Origin of the sequence: Chryseobacterium carnipullorum, from assembly GCF_003815695.1 — a bacterium.
GTDB lineage: Bacteria > Bacteroidota > Bacteroidia > Flavobacteriales > Weeksellaceae > Chryseobacterium > Chryseobacterium carnipullorum.
In genome coordinates this window covers 3,475,000-3,497,811 of sequence record NZ_CP033920.1, presented here as the reverse complement: position 1 = coordinate 3,497,811, position 22,812 = coordinate 3,475,000, and the positions used below count along the sequence as shown (strand labels likewise).

Sequence of the window (22,812 nt, the reverse complement as noted above, 5' to 3'; positions counted from 1 at the left end):
AAGGTTTTTGTCCTTTTATCTTCTGGGAATTATTTATAGAGTTTCGCAATTTCTCTTTTAAATTTTAGCCTAATGCTTTCCTGATTGGCAGCATCTGGTCTGTAAATACCGGCAAGCCATTTGTCTACGGTATATTTATTCACTCCAATTTCATTGGCAAATTGTGTCTTCGTTTTACCCGAAGATTCGATTATCCGGGTGATAAATTCTTTTCCCATATTATACAGTAAAAAGCTGTTGACTATTATAATTTGTTATTAATATTTCGGTCCTTCTATTTTTAATATTTGCCCTACTTTTCAAAGGAATTATATTTAGATTTCTGGCTTGAGCTTCTTCAATTATAAAGTCACTATCGAATTCCGACATCGCTGATCTTATACCACAATCAACCATCAAATCCAGACAATCAATCGAATCTTTTTCACTCCATTTTGGCACACTGTAATAATGTTCAGTATCGTGGTAAATAGGGTCTAAATAAACAAAACATTTCTCTCTGTCATTTAAGCCTTTACTAAAACTAATAGCAGGTAAAACTTCTCTAAAATCTCGATTCATTATTTTAACATCTTGGAGAAGAAGAAATGTTTTATCGAGATTTTTTAATACAGATTGTTTTGCATTATCTAACCCTAATCGTAAAGTATCACCTTTCCCCATGTATGAAAAATTCGAAAGAAAGATAAACCTCAAAGCTTTTTTTATAGGATCTATTTCTTTGTTTATCCTCCAGTGCTTCATTAAGCTTTCAGTCAATGGAACTATTCTTATTTGCTCTCTGAATTCATTTAGATGATTTTGAACAACCATGTAAAGGTTTGTCACATCATCATCTAAATCGTTTACAATAGTATATTTGGCTTTTGGCAGATAAAAAAAACTACCTCCAGCACCAAAGAATAATTCTATTCGCATTCTGTGCTCCGGAAAATGACTGATTAATTCTTTACTCATCCTTCTTTTATTACCTAATCTTGTTAATATCATTTATGCAGCTTTTTGATGTTCATATTTATTAAAAATTGCAGATGCATTTAAAATCATCATCTTGATATTCTTCAAAGTTTATTTGTCCCACAAATGGTCTTTGTGCCATTTTAACCAGATCATCAATTGTGAGTTCATCTCGGAAGAATGTATTCCCAAATTTGGCTTCTTCATTTCTATGCCAGTCAACAAAGTACTGATCACCTTCAAATTGCATCCTGATAATATCCGCGGTTAATTTATTATCCCTCTTCCAACAAAACCTGCAATTACCAATCTTTGAATGTAATTTCAATTTGAAAGGCTCATTGTCAAAAAATAAGTTCAAATCAAATTGAGTGATCGGGTTTTCAAAATCTGTTAGATTTGGAAATATTCTGAATTCCTCTTCTGCTATTTCTGGCCAGCTGATCCTTTTAGGCATATCTTCAGCCCTGAAACCAATTGCTTTTATAAATTTTTCTTTTCCGAAAATTGCCTTTGCAAAATGGTGAGAGGGTTCAGTTTTTAAATATTTACTACAGTAGGGGATTGCGGAATTGGGAACACCATGCCAATTTATTTTATTCATGTAGGCTATTGATTGAGAAAAAACTTTCCCGTGCATATCCATCGTTTCAAAATCTACAACTTTGTGAGATATACCGACACCAGGAACCATCCCAAACACTGCCTCAATTATATTCAAGGGAATATTCCAGTGATGAACAATGTCTTTTAGAAATTGAATTGTTTCTGGACGCTCCATTCCCGTATTACAAAACACATATACCTTTTCAAAATCCTTGTATTTTTCGAAAGTCTGGATATGCCTTGCCATAAATGCTGAACTTCTTCCGCCTGAAACAGTAACTAATAATTTTTTCATTATGCTGCTTTTCGATGTTCAAACAAACGTTTTGCGGTGGCTTCACAAATCTTCCTTGCCATTGTTACTTCCACGGCATTTCCGATGAATTTTTTCTGGTCTGCCTGAGTTCCAATCAATACATAATCTTTCGGGAATCCCATGATTTCTTTAAGCTCCTGTATCTTCAGCATACGCATTTTAATATCCTTCAATCCATACAAAGCCATAAACTCTTTAATTTTTTTCATCATTGGAGAATCGTCTTCATAGATTTCATAAACAACCGTGTCACCAATGATTCTAATAAAAGAAGGAAGATCATTATTATTCTGATTAATTTCAATCAAATATGGTGGAGTTTTGTCCATTCTCGCAATAAGAGTAAAACACGGCTTTTCAATACTGTTTCCTATACGAGAATATTGTGCATCTACCAGATAATGCCATTTCCTATTTGCGGTAATTGTTGGAGAGGGATCGTTTATACTGCTGCCAATATTTTTAAAATTAGTATTCATTACCCACTCCACGTTAACCTTTGAATACTTCGGATTTGTGGTCACCGCTCCCAGAACTGTATTGATGGAAGCTGGTTTACTTTTACCAAATTGCTGATCTATAAAACTTGTCCTTACAATATTAAACCTATCTCCGGTTGTAACCGTCGGGCAAGGTTTTTCTATAGATGAAACAAAGCCATTTCCGTAATATGCTGTAAGAAATTTTGGCTGAACGAGTGAAAATCTGTTATTTGTGGTTATAGTATTACATATTTCATCAATACTACTCACTCTATGCTTAGCATTTCCAGAATTATATTGAGCTAAAAATTTATTTTTCCCGCCAGCAACAAACTTTATTAATCCTTCGTAGAATCTTTCTAATGTTGCTTCAACTAAATCCTTTTTTCTGTCAAAAATAGTTTTCCCTTCATCTTCAAAATCCAATAAGTCTTTTACGGCTTTCCATTTTTCAAGCTTTTTGCCAAACAAATCTGCTGAAGGATTTTTAGCATGAGTCTGGTTAGGCCATAATGTAGGAAATCCTGGCTTATTAAATTGAGCAAAGTATCTTTTTCGGGAAGTGTACGATCCGAAGTCAGCCGCATTTAAAAGTTTATAATCATAATTATAGCCACAATCTTTTACTTTTTTAATCCAAGCATTATAAAATTCAGCCTTTCTTTCTTTAATAGGCACCCACGTAGGAAGAAGACTAACATCTTCTATTTTAACCTTTTTAAGAGGGCAATATGACGTCTTTTTTTTGGTTATAACCTTAGGTTCAGTAGGATAGTCTGGATTGAAAAAATCAGTAAAAACGGGCATAAGCCTATACGAAACTTTTTTATTTATAGCTAAAGGACAGTAGGTAGTGTCTTTTTTATGAATTATTTTTTCCATCAACGGCCCCCAGATTAAAAACTCTTCAACATTTTCTATCTGTACAGAATCCGGATCTAAAGCATCAATATATCTAAACAGATGATCTGCAAGAGTTCTGCTATCCGCATCACGAGACATTCCTCCTTTAGCTTTAGAATGATTCGTACACTCTAATGAAGCCCAAAGTACAAGCTTTCCAAAAGGGTATTGCCTTTTCATTTCTCCCACGTACTCAACCAGCGGGCCTAATTCCAATGTTCTGATATCTTCTGTGAAGTGAAGTGATTCTGGATGATTTTCAGCGTGTGAGGCTATTGCATTCGCATCGTGATTAACACATGCAATAACCTTTGCACATTTTTCTCCGTGGATCTTTGCGGTTTCAACCCCGGTAGAAGTTCCGCCAGCTCCACAGAATAGATCTACATATAGAAGGCTTATTGCGAGAGATCCAAGATTTATAAATTTGTTTTTCATTACAGTATTACATTTTTACATTAATAAATTCTATTTTTTCATTATTTCCTGCTCATTCACAAAGACATAATTATCTTTTGGAGGAGCCAGTATTTCAATCCTTCCAAGGTATTCCTTCTCATATTTTTCAAGTTCATTATAATCCAAAGGGACATCGGTAAAAGCTCTGAAAACTTGTTGATCCGTCAACTTGCCGCCTTCGTAAATAAAACCTGTTTTTCGGGCTCCCCTGTAGGTTATTGCCACTACCTCGCCGGACTTAAGGAGTTTTATTCCAATAATGTCTAAATTGATCAGCGTACAATTAAAACTCAGATATCCGAACTGCTTCCGTAAATCGGATCTGAAAGGCGGCCATTGTGCAAATTTTGTTTCCATTATTTTATTTTAATAAGGGTAATCATTATCACGATCACTATCTTTTGTGTCATGAGTTTCACCGACTCCGAAAGGTCCCTCAAGAAAAGCTAAGTAGATATATTCAGTAGATACTCCGTTAAAACTTCTCATGATTCTACCATCTGAGGTTGTTAATTTATCAGCAGGATTTAAAATGTATCCTTTCAGTTCACAGAATTGTTTAAGCTTATTCTTAAATAATGTTGCTGAAATATTTTTTACTGAAGGATTATAATCTATCAAGTTTTTAAATGCTTCTTTTTTATTAACCTCACTGTTGAGTTTTTCGTCAACAAAATACCCTTCTGCCCATTCCAGGAATACAGGACCCATTTCAGTAATGAGATTTCTCTTTTTGATATTTCCTTGTGGGGCCCCAACCTTATCTTTTGTAGACAGATAGAACTGCAGACACTGAACGGAAAAATTTAAAAAGAGATTCCATTGCTTATCATCCCACTCGGTGAAAAATCTATTTTGAAAATCATTCAAAGGAGACCTCGCTTCCATATCTTCTTTCGCCCCGTGATACCAATCTGAGTATGAAACAAACAGAATCCTTTCCATTGTAGATGAATCCAGACCAAATGGAGCATAATTTGTCGTAATGCAAAACTTTGGAGATTGATGGAATGGAATCAGGTACGCATTTTGGTTTTTCGGATTGACATTAAGATCTCCTGTGATGTCGGTAAACAATTGGTTAAACTGAAATTTCTTATCAGCATCATCAAAAAGAACGTAGTCGGTCTGTTCGGTTATTCCGTCATATAGGAAATCGCTTTCAAGTAAATTTTTCTTTCTAGCTCCCATATATTTTGAGTTCATAAAGAGCCGGATTCCATTATTAAAAAGTAAAGACTTACCAGTTCTACCGTGCGATTCATTATCATCAACAACTTCATTATCCATAACGTAAGTACACCAGGCTTTTGAAGGATCTTTGAAACGGTGGAGTAAATACCCAAATGCATAAACCTTATTGGCGAAATGTACCTCTTGCTCGTAAACCTGATCATCATCTAGACCAACATCAGAACCTTCGAGTTTGTACTTGTCCAGGACAAAATTGTTTTCTTTGAAATATTCTTCTCTTTTTGATGGCGGCAAGTTCTGAACTTCTTCCTTCCAATAAACGCGGCTAGCATTGATCAGATAATTCATAAAGTCGCAATCTTTCCGATAAATGTTTACATCCCAATTATTATTTTGATCTTTTTTAATGTCAAAAAAAGGATTGCCTCTATTTAGTTTCCCATCGCTATCAATGTAATGCGCTTCAATTTTAATCGCCCGGCTTTGAAGCGTATGCCTTGTCTGCTTTTTTATAATATTATTGAGTATATCGCCCTCCATGACATAACGGCTGTAGCCTTTATTAATCTCCTCTACTTTATCGGCGGTAACCTCCCAGATGAATTTATCAAAAAACAGATATTGACTTTTGGAAGTGTGATCAGTAAAATCAAAATCTTTTGTTTCAAGATTGACAAGCTTTTTATCGGAAACGGCTTCAGAACCAATTAACATATTTAACAAATCGTCTGGATACAGGGCTAAACCTTTTTCTTTCTGCTTTTCGTCAAGGAAACTATTGAAGAAATCTTTAATCTCCTGAGCGGATACTTCCTTTAAAATATGCTTGTCTTGCTTCACAAAATAAAATCCATCTTTCCGGTTTTCATCTTTTATCCTGGAGAAGCCATTGAGCTTTAAAAAATTGAAGGCATTTTTATAATTTATTTTATAGTCCATGGTATTTCGACTCTTGTTATAGCTGCCGCTCCAGAATTTTCCCGGTCTTGCAAGTTCTAAGAAACGCTCTACTTTCCTTTTTAATTCCAGCTGAAGATCATCATCAAAGCTGCTGTTTATTTTCATAAAGTCAGTAAAGTCCTTTAATGCATTTCCACGAAAATCTTTACGTTTTGTTATTTCTTCCGGAAGCCATGCAGTCTTTACGTCCATATGTTCCAAGGCTATTTTCTTTCCGGCTTCGATCCCCGTAGGATCAAGATCCGGAACGTTTATTACATCATGTGAGTGTTTAAATAATAATCCTATATCTGACTCTGTAATATCTGCAGTCTCTGAATTAAACCAAACAACAGCATCAGCCTTACCCGTTGAAGCCATATTGATTGAATCTCTATCTCCAGAGCAAATAATCAATTTCTTTAGCTTGGTGATTTTATCTTTAACTTCACCTGTGGCATGACCATCATCATCAAGTACATCTTCTTTTTCGACCGTCATACTTTTTAGGATATCTAAACCGAAAATATGTTGCTTCGGCTTCTTTCCTAAATATGAAAACCTATATTTTTTATCGGCAGATTTTGGCTGGTAAATCTTCAACCATTCCCGGGAAGGATCTGCGGGCTCAACCATTACATCTTTTTTTGGTCCTCTTAGCGATACTTTAGGTTTACCACCGCCCTCCGAAATAATAAAAGCTAAAATCGGATATGTTTCAGAACTGGTAACCGTGATTACCTCACAGAACTCTTTTTGTGTGTTTTCAACTTTTTTAATCCAACTGTAAGATTCCAAAGAGAAGAGTCTGTATTTTTTACAGATGTCAGCAGTTACAAGCGGGCCCAAAATTTCAAGCTCATATGGCGTAAATTCTTTAGTAACATATGCAAAACCATCGCTGTTAAGTTCAACACCATCATACTCAGTGAACTTACATTTGACGATATTTTTAACTCTTGTTTTGGTTTTATCAATAAGATTAAGCTCCTCTCCCAATGCAAGAAGACTTTCAAAATAAGTTTTTCCTGTATACTGAGAATAAATATGAATACCATGCTTTGATTGAGAAAAGAAGCCTCCGGGATCTCCCCAATCTTTCACAAAGTAGATCCCATTATTCTTAGAAACATTGGCACTTTCTGTACCTTCCTTTCTTATTCTAAAGTGTTTATTGATATTAGCTTCCGGAAGAAATCTTTCGATTAAATCCCAGCCTCCGTTTGTTGCTTCGAAAATCTGTTCCTGATTAATTGGAAATGATGACATACGTAACTCTTGTTATTAGTTTCTATAAATCTTTTTCTGGAACTATGGCATCCAGTGCATTGAGAAAAACTCCTACATAAAGGATTTCATTTAAAAATTGCATTCCTGCTTTCATTTCTTCGATTGATTCGCTTCTGAAATCTGAGAAATTCTTAAGAGGATTTCCGCCCTTCCATTTTTCATAATCCCGGACAATATCAGATTTTAGATTATTAATCTTTTCTTTAAATTGATCCTCTAAACCTTCTGATTTGTAGTGTTCTTCTGTTCCTGATTTGATAGCGTCTATATTCATGGTACATTTTATTAAATTGTTCAGTATTAAATCTAGCAGCTTCGATTGCCTTTGCTAATTCTTTAATCGCACGTACGAAACCCATTGCAGAGCCAAATCCCTTATTAAATGCAGACTTAAATTGATGGATTTTCTTAAGTCTTTTTCGATGTTTTTTACTTGACATAATTATATTTCTTCAAATTGTTTTTTTGCTTCTAATAAATTCTTCTCAATTTCAGACTTCAATAAAACGATAAGAGCTTCGCTTAAGATCATCGGTAAAGGAATATCTTCTCTACCACCATCCATATCATCAACATTTAAAATAATTTGAGGCGTTCGATCGAAAGCAAATTCATCATTATCTCCGTGTTTGTATTTAAATTGTTGGCTTTGATTAAAGTATTATTATCCATATTTTATTTTTTTAGGTTTAACTTTCTATTTCGTACGTTTTCTTGATTTCATATAAATTAAATGAAATGCATGCAATACCGGATAGACTAAAATCCTTGTGCTTAGTTCCTTTTTTACACCAGGAAACATTCTTTGGAGCACACCTTTTATTTTCTTGATTGAGAAAATTAATTTGAGCGATAATATTTTTTTTAAAAGTTTCAAGATCTTTTTGCTCTACCAACATCCGATTGTTTAGGGTTAGTAAATCCATAATACTTTTTTCAAGCTTATTTTTGGCACCAAAGTCTCTGATGGCGTACACTAAATATTTTTTCATTATTATTTTTGTTTTGGAGTAAAAAGGACGGCCCCACACGAGGAACAATGCCATGTCTGTCGAAGATCTTCTTCATTACCACAATTACATTTTTTCCACTTCTCATGGTTCTCTTCCATTTTAATAGAATACCAAGACATTCCCGTTCTATTATTTTTCATAAAATCTCCTACAGTAACAACCGGGTCTACCGTTGGGATAAATGATAGCACAAAGCTTTTTAGTTTTGAGTTCATAATCTATTGTGTAGTATTTTCTGAAGTGATTGAAGCACAGTCAAAACACAGATCCTTATTAAACCAAGCTGAGGACTTCCTTTGACTTCCACAATTCAGACAATGGCAATTATTCCACCCACAAACACTACACTTAAAGCCTGTATTTTTATTATGATTTAAGTATTGAATAAGTTCTTTATAAGGAATTGTATTAGTATTAATCACATCAAATCTTCTTACAAAAGAGCCATCTTCAGGAATATTTTTAAACTCTTCCGAATATTCTATTACTAATATTGGTGTATCCATTACAAAAAGTTCTCTAAATCTCCTGTTAACAACTATTTGACCCAAATAATTATAAAAAAAATCTAACGGAATATTTATATTAACATCAGTAAAATGTATAATTTCCGGAACAAATTCTCCTGGAAAATCAAATAAGAACTGATCTTCCATTACCGTTATACTCCGACAATTTACTCTCCAAATATTTTCATTTCCACTAAACAGTATATCTATAAATAGACTTTTACCTGATAAAGTATCTCCGTGAATTATTAAATGCTTTTTCATAAAGTAATTTTTTAATTGTTGATAAAAACCCAGCCAGCCAATGCCGGCCGGGTAAAAACTAATAACCATGAAACTCAATTAAATATGAGCTACTGAAAATTTCTATATATTTTATCTAATTTGTCATTCATTGCTTCTCGGACATCATGGGAAATAATGATAAATCCAGCTTCAAAATACATTCTCAATTTTCTTGAAAACGCATATAGTTCATCTTCGCTTTCTATCTCACGGATTTGTTGTATTGTTCCGCGCTCATCAAGCTTTATTGTAACTTTTTTCGTTATCATATTTTGTAAAAACCCCGCCGAAACGGGGGAGGTTAATAATTAGATCAAGCCCAAAATAAACGCTACGCTGGCCAGTTCTTGTTTCGTTGAAATTCTAAGTGAATTATATAATTTTGTTCTGTATACCTCGAAAGAACCTAATGGGATTTTTAGTTCTTCAGCTATTACAGTGTTTTTTTTAGCTGATATCAAAAGACTTATTGCTTTTTCATCGAACGGAGCTAAAGGAAAACCCTTGTATTCAATATTCTTACACACTTTCCCAAACCCCTTGCAATTATCTTTTAAAGGACAATCAAAAGAATCTGGAGCATGTGTTCCATTCATGTAATCGGGAGTGAAATTCAAGCCTCCAAAGCGGCACTCCGCTAACTTTCTTTTTTGCTCTATGCGTGAAGGAAACCACTCTTCAAGTATCTCTTTTGTTGCATGTTCAGAATCAATAATATGATCTAAAAATTTTGTGTCTTCCGGAGGAAGTTCTTCGTAGCCCAAGACCCGACCACCTTTGATCGCCATGAGCCTATTTTCTTCTTTGATATAGAAGATTTCTAAGGAGCCGTCACGCATCCCTGGATATAACCTTGTTGAAGTCATTTATAATTATTTTTTTAAAATTGATTTACTGTCTTCTGCAACTTTAAGAAGCGCTGCAATGATTTTCAAATCACCTGATTTACGTGACTTCACCTGTCTAATTATAGATTCCGTTGCATCGGGAACTAATTCTAAAACCTTCGAAACATAACGTTTCGGCAAGTAATCATCGATGATTTCAAAGGATTCAGCAATATTGGAATCAATTTTTTTTACCTTGTTACTTTTCATTACTTTTGTGACACTTCGTTACTTATTGTGACAAAGTTACTTATTATATCTTACGATGCAATAGGTAACGTATTTATTTTTGATAAAAAAACATAACTATATGACAATCAGTGAGAAAATTTACCACTATCTCAGAATAAATGATCTTCAAGTAAAAGATTTAGCGGAAAAATTAGATATAAACAGGGTAACATTGTCTGCAATGTTGAATGGTAGAAACAGATTTTCACAAGATTTCTTCGAAGCATTGAATGAAAACTGCCCCGAAATAGATCTTAATGCACTTGTCAATAAAAATGTTGATGTGGATTTTCTGAACGAAGAAGGTCCGAAGAATCCGGACTCAGAAAGGATAAAAGAATTGGAAAAAAGTCTTAAAGAGATTAAAAAAATATTAAATAAAACGAAGATTTGACACAAATTTGTCAAAATAAAAACCTAACTAACTGATAAACAGTCATGGAAATAATTCTGTCGAGGTCACAAAACCGACATTTGAAGTTTTTTCACTTCTTTGTCGGTTTTTTTGTTTTCCTATTTCCTTCTTAATCAAGAAGATAGTCTCTGCAAAACTATTGATTTTAGTGGTTTGAAAATATTCTCCGTTGAAGGTTAACTTTTCAGGATATATCAAACCAATTATAGCTCTTTTGTCTAATGAATCTGCATTTTTGTATCTTTCTGAAATATTGGTAACAGCTCGTAAAGCCTCTCCCAGCTTATGTTCAACGTTATTATTTTTCTTGGTTTCTTTAAGTGCATTGAGTTTGAATATAAGCTCGTCAAGTTCAACCTTGTTTTTCCTCTTAACTTCTCTGAAATCGTCTTCATCTAATCTATCTTCTAAATATAAATCTCTAGCTTTTGCAATTTTCTGTTCAATTTTTGAGACCTTTTCGGATATCGATTTTCTTTCATCTTCCAAACCATTAGTAACAATAGAAAAGTTTTTCACTAAAATAGTTTTAAGAAGTTTTTCAAAGGTGGGTACAAATTCGAATTTTGTGAGTTCGTCTTCAAAAAGATTGTTAACAATTTCAGAATTATGACGAAATCCACAATCTGTCGTACAGTGATAATAGTAATAATGTTTTGATCTGCCTTTTGCACTACTTCCTGTAAGATTTTTGCCACATTTTGGACATAGTAGCAGACCTCTGAGAGGATAACGGTCTTCATTAATAATTCTACCACCTGGTAAAAATATATCCTTATTACTCTTTCTTCGAAGTACTTTTTGAACTTTCATAAAAAGTTCTTCTGATATCAAAGCTTCGTGTTTGCCCTTAATGATTTTTTCTTCTTCATCATCATTAGCACGTAAGATTACATTTCCACAGTAAACAATATTTCGAAGTGCATCTAAAAATGAATTTCTTGTTAGTTTTCGACCTTCCCGTTTATTCATTTGTTCTCGAACTTTAGCACTCGGAAGATGACCTTTTGAAACCTGATTGAATGCCCAAACGATATTGGAGGCTTCAGGTTCTTTGATTGCTACATACTTTCGACCATCTTCTGTACATTTGTTTATATAACCATAAGGAGCAGTACCCATCATTCGCCCTTCTTTTATCGCTCTTCGCATACCATAAGTCACATTAAGAGCTCTTCGATCATTTTCCACTTCTGGAGTTGAAAGATAGATTGCTAATAAGAGTTTATTCTCAGGAACCCTCAAATCTAAAGGCTGTTCTATTGCCTGAGGTAAAATGTTTAATTTACTTAGTGTTGAGATCATTTGATAAGCTTCGCTGGTGTTACGGCTGAACCTATCCCACTTTGTAAATAAAATGAGTCTTTTATCTTTCCCAACCTTACCTCTCCGAAAACTCAACAGGTATTTTTGCCACTGTGGCCTATCAAAAGTTTTTGCTGAGTGATCCTCGTAGATTATTCTATCAATTGTAATATTCAGCGTGCTACAGTGCTTTCTTAGACGTTCTTCTTGATCACGCTGCGAATACCCTTTGTCAGCTTGTTCATCCGTAGAAACTCGGATATATAAATCGGCAATCTGCATAGTTTTTTTTATTTAGTAGAAAAAAGAAATTAAAATCAAGCAAGCTATTAAGATGCTTTCGATTCTAAATATTGGAATAACTAAAATACAAAATTAATTTGTTGGTGAAAGAAACTCCTTCACAGTAATTTTGACAATCGTGTGTAAGAAAATTAAAATTTCAGAAGCCTCTTCTTCAGAAACAGTAATTTTTGATTCATTTAATATTCTTAAAGCTTGGTCTAATGAGATTTCCTGAAATTTCATAATCGGTTCAAGTTCAAATCTATTTGAACTTTCTTGATGAGAATGTTTCTTTGTTTTTCGTACGGACATTTTTAGACAAGCTTATATCATGGACATATCTACTTATTTCTTCAATTTATGCTTTCATAACAGAAGAAAACTAGCTAATAAATTCCAATTTTATTATTCAATAAAAATCGGCAAATATTGTCAAAAAAGAAACCCGGTAATAAGCAGAAAAGTTATTTACGAATGATATAGAAGGAAATAAAATTATAGCGGGTGATACTGGTCTAATAAAGATTATTTTAGATGCAGAGCAACTTTAAGATCCTGCTTTTTCGAAATTTCCAAAAAGAGAATATAGGGGATATTCTTTGTGAAACATTGATTATTTAGCTATCATAACACAATCGTGAACAGTTTTAAAATAATAACCAAAATAGAAATAAAAGATCAGAATCTCCCCTCTCCAATAACTAGATTACCTTTTAGCTGATCAAAATTATTAAATCTTGATCCAATATTATTCATTTTGTACCTATCGAAAAACAAAAAAACGGTGTAAATAAATATTTTACAACGTTTTAGCTTATTTTAATACTTTAATTATGTAGAGAGAGAAAATAATATTTGAGCAGATAATAGAAATATTAAAAGAATTGTGAAAATATTTGTTCTGGCGGACTTGTTATTTTTTCAAAAAAGCCCTATCCATAAGCTTTATATTGTTCTCTTGTTTAAGAGGTCACCAAATAGGTCACCTTTTTTAGACAATCAAGAGATCGTCGTTTTTACTGGTGCAGATATATCTCTTTTTTTATCTTTTACAAATAAATTTGCTAATTTTCTTATAATTCAGTTTTAAACATCACACAATCAAATAGAAAAATTATTATTTTAAATCATAATAGATGCTTATATCACAAAAACCCTAGTTATTTCCTATCATCATTTTTTTTGTAAAAATTTTCTTTAATTCGAGACAATTCATTTTTTTGCTCATCTACGAGACCTTCCAATTCTTTAAACATATATTCAGCCTTTGAAATATTATCATCGGACATCTCAAAATTGTTCAAATCAATGACTCCTAAATTTTTATCAAAATCACTAAATACTTCTGCAATCTCTAGAAAGCTAATTTGTTCTCGAGTTAAGAACTGTTTATTTTCCTTCATCCATTCCTGATCTTTCAGTAGAATGTCTTTATGAAGATTAATTTGAATCACCTTACTAATTATTTTTTCAGAATTATTTTTTACAAGATCAACAAACGTTGCCCACTCATTATTTCTTGGTAAAGCATTGTATTCCAGCCAGCGCGGTATAATAATGGCCTCCTTTTCCTCATGTAGAATTTTCAATATCTCTAAAACTGATTTTAGATCTTCCAAGGGCTGTTTTATTGGAAGATCATCTCTCTGAGACCACAACTTTAAAATAATATCACAACATTCGTTTTGCAATTGTTTTTTTTCACTTTCTGATTTTGCTTCATTTATGTTGGTTACAAGTTCAGCCACATAGTGAGACATCCATCTAGCCAAAGTGTTACTTGAATATTCCAGATTTAATTCTTTAATGAGTTTTTCACCCAATTTTATAATTGACTCCTCGGAGTGTTTTGACTGTTCCATTAGCTTTTATTAGGTAAAGTTTTACTTGATATCTGTTATCGCTATCTCTTTCTCGATAATGCCTTTCTTCCAATTGCCTGTCAATGATACATCTTAAGATAAGATCCTTTTTTTCTTGTTTCAAAAATTCGACTAAAAACTCCTTAGATATTTTTAGAATGCTTCCAGAAGATTCAACTCCTGTGTTGTATTTTCTGTTTCTATGTTCATCATTAGAAATCTCGTTCCAGTTTTCAAAAAGACTTATTAAAGAATTTTTTGCATATCCCATCTTGTAAGATTCATCATAAGTTACATCATACCTTTTTTGCAAACCTTCATCTAAAACTAGAGAACCTTTTTGATTATTATTGAAAAGTTCATCCTGTGAATCGAGACCTTCGTACTCTGATTTAAATTCTCTTATCCATCCTTTCAAAAGAAAATCTTTTTCACCTATTGCTCCATCATCATCTTCATCTTCACTAGTACTTTTAGCAAGAGGAAAATAATAATCGTAGCTATCTTTTGTCGTATGCAAAGCTCTCAATAAAGCATCTGACTTGTCTGAAGAGACCAAATTTGATATAATACTTACAGACTCTTGATTGGCTCCCACATACAATGTAATGCCACCATATACATAAAAGAAAGAATCTGTTTGATCCAAGAAGCCAACTACCGAATCAAAATCATCTTCCTGGATTTGATCTCTCCAAATCTTATCAAATTTGTTTGCGCCTTCCTTCCAATATTTCTTTTTTAGTGGAAGTGGATCTCTTAAATCCGATAGCCAGAGGTTATCAAAAGCATTTGCTTCTGATTTTAACCAATCCTCCCAATCCTCGCGTCCATCAAAATGATCATTTTTAACAAATGGTTCGTTCTCCAACAAAAAATTGGCTGCACAGTACATAGAATGATACTGCCAATAAATGGATACATCTTCAACTTCCGGGTTGCTTCCGTGGTCGTTTCTTGTAAGATGCCAATCTCCATTATAAAGCTGATTACGTATAAAATCATCTTCATTGGGATTACCAACGTACCCCCAGTCTTCAGCAATGATTTTGTCCGCAACATCTGCCACATCGTATTCTGATAAATTAAAAGGATCTCCAACCTTATCATACCAATAAGGTAATGTATCCAAACTACTAAACCTAAACCGCCAGCTATCACTATCACTCCTTGCATAATTACGTTGTTTCCGAGCATATCTTTTTTCCTCCAACATTTCCAATTTAGAATTATTTACCTGCTGGATAGAATCCAGCTCATCATCTTTAAACAAAGATTTATCAAATGTGTAAAGATTTAAGCAACATTTTTTTATGTAATGTCTAATTAGGACATGTGGAAGATCATTGCTTAATAATTCTTGATAAAAAATATCTTTCAAATGCAAAAACTTATCAGGATTTTCTTTCGAAATTCGATCTAACGCAATCCATAGATACAATTTGGAAGACATCCAGTAAAACATATAGTTTTTCTCTTGGAAAGGGAGGCAACTTTTTTCGTTTTGTTTTTTAAGAAGTATCTCAAATATATCTGTATTACCCAAGTTTACCATTTTCCGTAGTGAATGGATACCGCGCCAACGTAGACGCTTATCAGGATGACCAAGAATAAACCTCATCATATCGGCAATATTTTCATTAAAATCACTCGAAGGTCTTAATTCTTCCGTCCATAAACCATCGGCTATATCCGGTTGAATTGGAGAGATCCATCTTTTAATTATCCACTCCAGCAATTCTTCATTTTTGTCTTTTGAGAGGGTATTCTTTACAAGTTCAAAAGAACTATAAATAGACTCGTCCGAAAGAAGATCAATTTTCTGCGGTAAAATTTTTCTGATCGTAATTTCTAACGAAGTATCATCTATAGAAAATAATTTTGCTATGCTTTTGATAGAAAATATGTTCAAACTACTACCGTAGTCAAACTGATGTAATCTACTTATTAATACTTTTTCAAAGTTGTTCTTCTTCCAATTTTTTATATCCGGATAAAATTCCCACTCTTCAAATGCTTTTTCCAGTATATTCTCCAAAGTATAATATTCAAGTAAATCACTGCTAACTTCCACAACGGAATTAAGAAACAATACTTGGTCTTCAACCTCACAATGTTCAACTATGTCAGCAAAGAAACTATTAATAATTGATCTATTATTAAAACTTTCACTGTTAACGATAATATGATCTATGGCTCTTTCCAATTCTTTTACAGATGTAAAATCCAATGTAGCGAGATTAATATTGTGATGATCTTGCTTATTATCAATATTTTTCGATTTTGAATCTTCAGGTTTAGTTTCTAAAGAATCTAAAAAATCAACATATTCTTTTATCTCCTTCAATAAATTATCATCAATAAATTGACCTGGCTTTACCTGATCATATATTTCCTTTGAGTAATGCTTATCTTTTTGCATTCTTAAATCTCGGAACTCAGATTTTACAAATTTATTTTTAATCTCTGTCTTTCCGGTAATATCAATTTTTGCGATAATCATCTTGTATAAGTCTTCCAGACTTCTCCAGCTGTAATTAGTTTTTAGAGGAATGAGTGCTGCTGCTGTAATGTGATCGATATATCCTATTTCCATAGCTTTTTTAAGTAATGTGATTATAGGACCTCCTAACTTTATAACGTTTCGATGATGCCAACGACATAGGGTAGGAAACATTGATGATTTGTCAATATTTCCGATTCCTAGTAATCCCTCAGCATAAGGAAAACCTTTCTTCTCATAAATGCCTAATTTAATATCACAGTATTCAATGAACCTAGCAAAATCATAAGCCAGCTTTGAATTTTCATTAACAATTCCAATCTGTGACAATTCATAAATACATCTGATTTGTGCAAACGCCTCAATATCTATTTCTGAGACAGATTTGATTGCTTTATCGAAAAAATCCTTACTCAACGTATCATTAATTTTACTGCTAAGGAGTAAACATTGGAGATAATTTTCCGTAGATTCATTAGCAGAAACATGAGATTCCTGAATAATTTGCTTTGCCTGATGCAGAAGCTTGAAGGAAAATTTTAAATATTTTTTACGTAAAATGATTGTTTTCAAAATCTCAAATCGAAGCTTCAACTGATCGGTCTGCTTGTCAAAGCTATCGATAATTAACTGCATCAGCACACCCTCATCATCAAAATGAATACAAGTTTTCGCGAGCTTAACTGCCAAAAATACAAAGCGTGAATTTGCCCAATAACCAAATTGGTGTTTAAAATCATAATCACTTTGAATATCGCTGCAAATCTTTCGGAATAGATCAATAAGCTCGGACACTTCAAAACGTTTCGTTAAAAAGTCGGAATGCAGTTGATAAATTGGAACAGCATATTTAAAGAAAGTTACAAATTCTTTCTTGTCCCTTTCGACGATTTTACGTTGATCATAATCCTCAATTTTGTCAAGATTTCTAAAATTAGAAGGATAGTAATCTTCTAATATTTTATCGACATTTTGCAGGGATAACAGGAGACAATCCTTCTTCAGAAAAATTTCAATCGATCTAGATTCATCATCAAAACGATCATCATTGAAGAAAGGAACTCTATTAAGTTGTTTTGAATCAATTCGCATGAGATAATCAATGATTACACCACTGTCTACCTTGTAATAGCTCAAAATTCCACAAAACTCAACAACAAACTCACAAAATACTTTGCTGAAATTCTTTTTTCTCAGAGATAAAACTCTTGACAAATCTTTAGTAAGTTGCGGTAAATCAAAGTTGATTGGTAAATTATATTGAAACAGTTTACAAGAAATAAATATCTTTTCGTCAATTCTAAATTTATTATACTTTAGCCACTCTGCAATTTCACTTTCACTAGAATAACTTACAATATTTTCGATAAGATGTTTCGCTGCACTTATTTTCGACTCAATAGGACTCCATCTGGTCAAGCGTTCTAGCATTTTTTCGATGCCATACAATTTTAAAAATGCCTCTGCCTCAAATGCTATATCAAGACTGGATACCGGGAAATGTCTTAAATCCTCGCCACTTTTTGTTTTTCTCCAAATAAGCCATTCAGTTGCCGTTTTAAGATGCTTAATTGTTATTTCTCTATTTTCTGGTTTTCGAGAATTTATACCAGCAAGTTTTAGATGGAAAGATCCAGCCCAGGTACGTTCTTCTGTTTTCATCTGTAGTCTTGCCAATGAATTTTGATCACCAAATCTCAAAACCAAGTCCGGAAAATTAATTAGAAGATTGGTAAGACCTCTATCTGTTTTAGATTCTTGAGCGGCTATAAATAATAATTTAAAGTAATTTATGTCATGCTCGTTCTCAACACTGGCATTCAGAGCAAGTTTGGTACGGTTAATATAAACTTCCCTATTTCTTATTGGGTCTTTGGGAAAATCTAAAAATTTTCTATCTAAAACTATATCAATCAATTCGGTTTTCAAACCCGAAGAGTATAAAATTGCTCCAAGGTTTGTAGAAGCGTATTCGTCTTTATCTGAATTTAATAAAAACAGGTTTGCAATATTTTGATGTTCTTCCAAACTGGAAGCGTATGCCTGTCTAATATAATTTTCGAAATCTTCATCCCTGAAATAAAAATGGTTATTCTCAAGAACAAGTCCATTCCAAATGTCTGCTGCTAAATCTTGAAGAAAAGCAACTTTAACATTCATAATTTCTGCTATGTAATCAATTGGCACTGGTCTTGGCAGCATTATGAGTAACTTAAAAAAATCATCTACAAGACTTCTATTATTCTCACCAAGCTTAACTATAGCATCTTCAATTTTGTCGAGAATCAGATTCTCAACAACTTTACCATTAGGCTTTAGATAATTAATCACCTGCTTTATTCCTTGCTTCTGTAGCGACATTGAATAAAACTGTACTCTTGGGATGCCATGTGTAAATTGATGAAATTCTAAAATTTCTCTTTTTGTAATATTTTTAAAATTGATTTTCGCAAATTCTGTCGTCTCTTCCAATGAAAACGGTCGTAGTTCGTAATCCAAATGTTTTTTGACTGGAAGTTTGAGAGAATCTTTTCGGTATGTCCGAGATGTTACCACAACGTGACAGCCTTCAGGAATTTCCATATTTACCAGATCTTGAACAAAACTTCTTTCACCAAAGGATTCTGCAGCTGTCACACTATTATCAGCAGCATCTATAATGAGTAGTAAATAGGCTTTAGTATTTCTGCTTCTTAAAATTCCAACTCCTTCTCGAATCCTCCTTTTAAATTCATTCAGATAAACATCATCCGATTCATTTTGCAACAGTAAAAATTCAGTTCCTAAAGATTTAGCAAGCTCATTCGCTAACTGAACAAAAGCATTTTTATGCAAATGTCTTTTATCTTCCGGATTCTGATATTTGCCCGCACCATAACTGTCAAACAGAATTGATTTACAATAGTCAGGGACAGAATTTTTGATCTGATTAACAATAGTTGACTTACCTATTCCTGCACCTCCATGTAAACAAATGGGGTGGTAAGAACCGTTAGTATCAATAACAGCGATTATATCTTTCAGTTGCTCTCTTTCAACAGTAAATAAATTTTTCTCGAAATTTTGAGAAACAGGAAAAAGATTTTCAATCGCACTGAATCCAAAACTTGCAATAACATCAATTACTCCTATGGTACGGCTGTCTTCACTTTCAGGCATCATTTTACTCCATACTAGCTGAAACAATGAATTGAACTGTCCTTTAGACTTAATGCTATTTTTAGAAATCGAGTTAATTAATTCAAGCTTAAGCAATTGCCTGGAATTCGAACCACAGTCATTAAAATCCAGCAACCGAACAAAATCTGTAAATTCTGTAAGATTAAGCCCTGAAGCTTTATGTAATTTCCCGAAAGCATCTTTGTTTAATTCGGGAAGTTCGGAATAAACCTTTGTAAAGCTTAACGCCCTCTTATTAGTCTTTAAAAAATCCTGCACCTTAATAATCTGATTAAGATTAGATTGATTGACATTTCTATTACTTACAAGTTTAATCTTAATTTTTTGCAGAACTTTATCTCTCCCAAACTCGTCTAGAAATTTTTTGAAAACATTAGCTAATCGATGAACAATTGATCCGTGAAAGGATTTACTTTTCTTTCCTTCATAAAGTTTTGAAAAAGTGAAATTCTCACCAGCTCGTCGAGTACTGTATTTTAATTGAGATATGAGTATAGAATCTGCAGTAGCAAAATTTTTTCCACCAAAATATTCTGTTAAATCAATTCCTAAGAACATTTCTCCGGTGGGATCAAGTTTTTTTGAAAGATTTGTCTCAAAACCTTCAATAGTTAAAGCTTTTAGCCCTTGCTTGTCGAAGTTTAGTAATTCGAGAGATTTTTTGATAGTCCATAGTATATGAAAATCATCACCCGCACTTGATAAATCAGCATCAGAGATTCGTTTTGTATCTACCATACTTTAATAAAATTTCTATAGCTAATTTACTTAAAATTCCTCCTCTATTTTTGTTTAGTTGATCATAAATTATGCAATTAAACTATCATTCTTTTATCTAAACAAATGAGTTTTTAAGCGTTTCCCAATCGAAAAAATTAGGATTAGCTGATATTTCAGCTTTAAACTTCTCTTCGGGTTTTATTCCAAAATCGGCAAACGAAAGGGGTAAATTGGTCAAAAGGTGATAGTTCTTAATATAGTCGTTTGTAATCCAAGCATTACCAAGAACACAAATTGAATTATAATACAATATAACCTGCTCAAAATTTGAAAGCTGCGCACGAAGCATTTTCACGTAATCGTATTTGACCTCATGAGTAAATAATTTATTTTCTTGTGAGTGCACATACTTTACAGTTTGATAGAGATGTCGATAATAATGTCCTATCTTAGTACCATGCCCTGTAAAAGGCTCATAATGTTGTATAAAAACAGCATTTTTCCCCTTATGATTTATTTCAAGATTTTTCAATCTTAAGACTTTATAGCCCGTTTGATTTTCGTATTTTTCCTTATCATTTACAAAATCAGAATATATCTGTTTTTCATTTTCTAATCTCTGTAAAGTAGTCTTAAAAAAATCAGTAGAATTAATTTTTGGTGCAATATGAGAAAAAACGCCTTCGCTTGCATGCCCAATTCCGTAGAAAAAAATCAAATATGCTAAATTGGATAATTGTTCTTTATCTAATACATTATTTTTGTCCGAGTTATCATAATTGTGCTCCAGCACAAAATAGATATATCTTAACTCAAAATAATAAGTCGTAAAAGCTTTCCTACCAAAAATAACATTTTGTATATTCTGCTCTTCAACATTTTCTCGATGAATCCTTATCAATTCGAAGAATCTGTTTTCAAACCTCTCTACTACCGTATCATCGGCTTGCTTTGCAAATTGGTCTTTTTGTTCTTTATTTGCTTCATATTGTATGTAAAAAGCCATAAAAGTTAAAATAGCTGCAAACCATGCTATTATCGGTCCAAAAGTACCTCCGAACGCATCACCAATGGCACCTCTATCTCCAACATTTCCTTTATCGAAATATCTTGATTGAATTAATTCGGGTCCGCTTTTGTAGAGGAATATTGCTACAATTGCACCAATTATCACAATTAAACCAAATATTACTAAACGATCTGTTGTTTTCTGTTCCAAAATTCAAGTAATTCTTTTTCGATAATTTAAAATAATATTATAAATCATATGATAAAATCTACCATACAATCTCTCCGTTCTCAAGGATATTTTTTGCATTTACTCTATTTTTAACTTTTGCAAGACTTATAATTTCAGGATGATCCCTGACGTATTCTTTTTCATAATAAGACTCCTCAATTTCAAACTCAGTAATTTGAAATAATTTAAATTCATTTTCAACAGAATCAGGATGTACAGCCAAATTATCAGTTCCAAAATCATTTCCAACACTCGGATAAATAATACAATCAAAATTAAAAGAAGGGTTTGGGTCCTGCCTTGTCTTAAGAATCCTTTCAGAAAACATAGCGCTAATTAAATACTCGTAATGATGAGAAACAGGCTTTGTAAATTCTCTTCCCAATAATTTAAAATAATGTCTAGACCACTCGACCAAGAGTTTGGATTGACTATCTCCATACTTTTCAAATGCTGCAGTTGCTTTCTGCACTCCTTGATTAACAGACATTGCTTTGTCACTATGTGAAATGGGATAAGAAATAAGTTCTTTTTTTTCTTTAGGCTTCCACAATCCAACAGTAATCAATTTATTGGTGGGAGGCTTTATTTCTTTTAAAGCTGAATCAATATTTTCGGCTGTATATAATACACTTGTATTTGGAGTATTTGCCCTATTATATTTATTTATGCTCTTTACAATGTCTATTGGTGGATATTTTAAAAAACTTATATTATTGAGTCTTTCATTTTTTTTTGAAACCCATTCGTTAACCACTAGTCTATATGTGTGAAATACTGATAATTTATTAGATAATAAAGGAATATAATTAAATGCATAATCTATATAACTTTTGAAGTTATCGAACTCATTGGCATCAAATGACGAATAGTCCAGTTCTTGAAGAGCAATATCAAGATCTTCGTAGAATTTAAAAAGTTTTATAAAATCATTTTGTTCATCACTTGAGATCTCCTGATGCTTTAATAATCTAAATGATATATTTTGTTCCTGCGTAAAATGAGCTCCCTCTATCCATCTTTTCAAAGGAGGAATTTCAGGTAAATCTCTGAATTTCAATTGCCAATTTGGTAAAGTCATTAGTTTGTAATTTATTACTTTCAAATATACAAAATGGAGCATTACAAAAAATGTCCATTAAGAATGAAAAATAAAACAAATTATACCCGATAGAAATTCATTGTAGTTCCAAAGAAAGAAATATACATTTTACCTGCTGAGTATTATATA

At 32.8% G+C, this 22,812-nt stretch carries 21 protein-coding genes; 1 reads left to right on the top strand and 20 read right to left on the bottom strand.

From position 1 onward, the window contains the following. Positions 1–29: 29 nt before the first annotated feature. From EG346_RS15665 to EG346_RS15605, 14 genes are all read right to left on the bottom strand, one after another. Positions 30–218, bottom strand: coding sequence for a helix-turn-helix domain-containing protein (locus tag EG346_RS15665; protein ID WP_123879888.1), 189 nt, complete (start codon positions 216–218; stop codon positions 30–32). Between the two features lies 1 nt (position 219). Next, positions 220–990: a DNA adenine methylase gene (locus EG346_RS15660; protein ID WP_123879886.1), complete on the bottom strand. Its 771-nt coding sequence runs from the start codon at positions 988–990 to the stop codon at positions 220–222. A 28-nt stretch (positions 991–1,018) separates the two neighbouring features. Then, positions 1,019–1,858: a phosphoadenosine phosphosulfate reductase gene (locus EG346_RS15655; protein WP_123879884.1), complete on the bottom strand. Its 840-nt coding sequence runs from the start codon at positions 1,856–1,858 to the stop codon at positions 1,019–1,021. Then, positions 1,858–3,702, bottom strand: coding sequence for a DNA cytosine methyltransferase (locus tag EG346_RS15650; RefSeq protein WP_228429341.1), 1,845 nt, complete (start codon positions 3,700–3,702; stop codon positions 1,858–1,860). The genes EG346_RS15655 and EG346_RS15650 overlap by 1 nt, the downstream gene beginning before the upstream one ends. Before the next feature lie 30 nt (positions 3,703–3,732). Then, positions 3,733–4,080 carry a hypothetical protein gene (locus EG346_RS15645; protein ID WP_123879882.1) on the bottom strand — a complete coding sequence of 116 codons (348 nt, stop codon included), beginning with the start codon at positions 4,078–4,080 and terminating at the stop codon, positions 3,733–3,735. A gap of 9 nt (positions 4,081–4,089) precedes the next feature. Next, complete coding sequence (locus EG346_RS15640; RefSeq protein ID WP_123879880.1) at positions 4,090–7,125, bottom strand: primase-helicase family protein; 3,036 nt, start codon at positions 7,123–7,125, stop codon at positions 4,090–4,092. 22 nt (positions 7,126–7,147) lie between these two features. Continuing rightward, entirely contained in the window at positions 7,148–7,420 is a 273-nt protein-coding gene (locus EG346_RS15635) for a hypothetical protein (RefSeq protein WP_123879878.1), read from the bottom strand. A gap of 168 nt (positions 7,421–7,588) precedes the next feature. After that, positions 7,589–7,711, bottom strand: a complete 123-nt coding sequence (locus EG346_RS25375) for a hypothetical protein (protein WP_262511552.1) — start codon at positions 7,709–7,711, stop codon at positions 7,589–7,591. A 124-nt stretch (positions 7,712–7,835) separates the two neighbouring features. After that, the gene (locus EG346_RS15630; protein ID WP_123879876.1) at positions 7,836–8,138 is read right to left on the bottom strand and encodes a hypothetical protein; all 303 of its coding nucleotides are present in this window, start codon (positions 8,136–8,138) and stop codon (positions 7,836–7,838) included. A 2-nt stretch (positions 8,139–8,140) separates the two neighbouring features. Further along, a complete protein-coding gene (locus tag EG346_RS15625; RefSeq protein ID WP_123879874.1) occupies positions 8,141–8,374 on the bottom strand; it encodes a hypothetical protein in 234 nt (77 codons plus the stop codon). Between the two features lie 3 nt (positions 8,375–8,377). Beyond that, positions 8,378–8,932, bottom strand: a complete 555-nt coding sequence (locus EG346_RS15620; protein WP_123879872.1) for a hypothetical protein — start codon at positions 8,930–8,932, stop codon at positions 8,378–8,380. Positions 8,933–9,021: 89 nt separating this feature from the next. Continuing rightward, on the bottom strand, positions 9,022–9,222 hold the full coding sequence (locus tag EG346_RS15615; protein WP_123879870.1) for a hypothetical protein: 201 nt from the start codon (positions 9,220–9,222) through the stop codon (positions 9,022–9,024). 39 nt (positions 9,223–9,261) lie between these two features. Beyond that, a complete protein-coding gene (locus EG346_RS15610) occupies positions 9,262–9,819 on the bottom strand; it encodes a response regulator transcription factor (protein ID WP_123879868.1) in 558 nt (185 codons plus the stop codon). 6 nt (positions 9,820–9,825) lie between these two features. After that, positions 9,826–10,050, bottom strand: a complete 225-nt coding sequence (locus EG346_RS15605; RefSeq protein WP_123879866.1) for a hypothetical protein — start codon at positions 10,048–10,050, stop codon at positions 9,826–9,828. Between the two features lie 100 nt (positions 10,051–10,150). Between EG346_RS15605 and EG346_RS15600 the strand changes: the two genes are divergently transcribed. Further along, complete coding sequence (locus tag EG346_RS15600) at positions 10,151–10,465, top strand: helix-turn-helix domain-containing protein (RefSeq protein WP_123879864.1); 315 nt, start codon at positions 10,151–10,153, stop codon at positions 10,463–10,465. A gap of 42 nt (positions 10,466–10,507) precedes the next feature. Here the strand turns inward: EG346_RS15600 and EG346_RS15595 are convergent, their stop codons facing one another. From EG346_RS15595 to EG346_RS15575, 6 genes are all read right to left on the bottom strand, one after another. Then, positions 10,508–12,073 (bottom strand): recombinase family protein, encoded by a 1,566-nt coding sequence (locus EG346_RS15595; RefSeq protein WP_123879862.1) that lies wholly within the window; start codon positions 12,071–12,073, stop codon positions 10,508–10,510. A 93-nt stretch (positions 12,074–12,166) separates the two neighbouring features. After that, complete coding sequence (locus EG346_RS24855) at positions 12,167–12,388, bottom strand: hypothetical protein (RefSeq protein WP_123897804.1); 222 nt, start codon at positions 12,386–12,388, stop codon at positions 12,167–12,169. A gap of 848 nt (positions 12,389–13,236) precedes the next feature. Beyond that, positions 13,237–13,938, bottom strand: a complete 702-nt coding sequence (locus tag EG346_RS15590) for a hypothetical protein (protein ID WP_123879861.1) — start codon at positions 13,936–13,938, stop codon at positions 13,237–13,239. Next, the gene (locus EG346_RS15585) at positions 13,892–20,359 is read right to left on the bottom strand and encodes an ATP-binding protein (RefSeq protein WP_123879860.1); all 6,468 of its coding nucleotides are present in this window, start codon (positions 20,357–20,359) and stop codon (positions 13,892–13,894) included. Before EG346_RS15585 ends, EG346_RS15590 begins: the two co-directional genes overlap by 47 nt. Positions 20,360–20,456: 97 nt before the next feature. Further along, on the bottom strand, positions 20,457–21,560 hold the full coding sequence (locus EG346_RS15580; protein ID WP_123879859.1) for a putative phage abortive infection protein: 1,104 nt from the start codon (positions 21,558–21,560) through the stop codon (positions 20,457–20,459). A gap of 58 nt (positions 21,561–21,618) precedes the next feature. Further along, positions 21,619–22,662, bottom strand: coding sequence for an RES domain-containing protein (locus EG346_RS15575; protein ID WP_164466188.1), 1,044 nt, complete (start codon positions 22,660–22,662; stop codon positions 21,619–21,621). Positions 22,663–22,812 lie beyond the last annotated feature (150 nt).

What these genes read in the sequence shown, in the direction of transcription:
- EG346_RS15665 (WP_123879888.1), bottom strand. Translation starts at nt 218, where the DNA reads ATGGGAAAAGAATTTATCACCCGGATAATCGAATCTTCGGGTAAAACG.
- EG346_RS15660 (WP_123879886.1), bottom strand. Translation starts at nt 990, where the DNA reads ATGATATTAACAAGATTAGGTAATAAAAGAAGGATGAGTAAAGAATTA.
- EG346_RS15655 (WP_123879884.1), bottom strand. Translation starts at nt 1,858, where the DNA reads ATGAAAAAATTATTAGTTACTGTTTCAGGCGGAAGAAGTTCAGCATTT.
- EG346_RS15650 (WP_228429341.1), bottom strand. Translation starts at nt 3,702, where the DNA reads ATGAAAAACAAATTTATAAATCTTGGATCTCTCGCAATAAGCCTTCTA.
- EG346_RS15645 (WP_123879882.1), bottom strand. Translation starts at nt 4,080, where the DNA reads ATGGAAACAAAATTTGCACAATGGCCGCCTTTCAGATCCGATTTACGG.
- EG346_RS15640 (WP_123879880.1), bottom strand. Translation starts at nt 7,125, where the DNA reads ATGTCATCATTTCCAATTAATCAGGAACAGATTTTCGAAGCAACAAAC.
- EG346_RS15635 (WP_123879878.1), bottom strand. Translation starts at nt 7,420, where the DNA reads ATGAATATAGACGCTATCAAATCAGGAACAGAAGAACACTACAAATCA.
- EG346_RS25375 (WP_262511552.1), bottom strand. Translation starts at nt 7,711, where the DNA reads ATGGATGGTGGTAGAGAAGATATTCCTTTACCGATGATCTTAAGCGAA.
- EG346_RS15630 (WP_123879876.1), bottom strand. Translation starts at nt 8,138, where the DNA reads ATGAAAAAATATTTAGTGTACGCCATCAGAGACTTTGGTGCCAAAAAT.
- EG346_RS15625 (WP_123879874.1), bottom strand. Translation starts at nt 8,374, where the DNA reads ATGAACTCAAAACTAAAAAGCTTTGTGCTATCATTTATCCCAACGGTA.
- EG346_RS15620 (WP_123879872.1), bottom strand. Translation starts at nt 8,932, where the DNA reads ATGAAAAAGCATTTAATAATTCACGGAGATACTTTATCAGGTAAAAGT.
- EG346_RS15615 (WP_123879870.1), bottom strand. Translation starts at nt 9,222, where the DNA reads ATGATAACGAAAAAAGTTACAATAAAGCTTGATGAGCGCGGAACAATA.
- EG346_RS15610 (WP_123879868.1), bottom strand. Translation starts at nt 9,819, where the DNA reads ATGACTTCAACAAGGTTATATCCAGGGATGCGTGACGGCTCCTTAGAA.
- EG346_RS15605 (WP_123879866.1), bottom strand. Translation starts at nt 10,050, where the DNA reads ATGAAAAGTAACAAGGTAAAAAAAATTGATTCCAATATTGCTGAATCC.
- EG346_RS15600 (WP_123879864.1), top strand. Translation starts at nt 10,151, where the DNA reads ATGACAATCAGTGAGAAAATTTACCACTATCTCAGAATAAATGATCTT.
- EG346_RS15595 (WP_123879862.1), bottom strand. Translation starts at nt 12,073, where the DNA reads ATGCAGATTGCCGATTTATATATCCGAGTTTCTACGGATGAACAAGCT.
- EG346_RS24855 (WP_123897804.1), bottom strand. Translation starts at nt 12,388, where the DNA reads ATGTCCGTACGAAAAACAAAGAAACATTCTCATCAAGAAAGTTCAAAT.
- EG346_RS15590 (WP_123879861.1), bottom strand. Translation starts at nt 13,938, where the DNA reads ATGGAACAGTCAAAACACTCCGAGGAGTCAATTATAAAATTGGGTGAA.
- EG346_RS15585 (WP_123879860.1), bottom strand. Translation starts at nt 20,359, where the DNA reads ATGGTAGATACAAAACGAATCTCTGATGCTGATTTATCAAGTGCGGGT.
- EG346_RS15575 (WP_164466188.1), bottom strand. Translation starts at nt 22,662, where the DNA reads ATGACTTTACCAAATTGGCAATTGAAATTCAGAGATTTACCTGAAATT.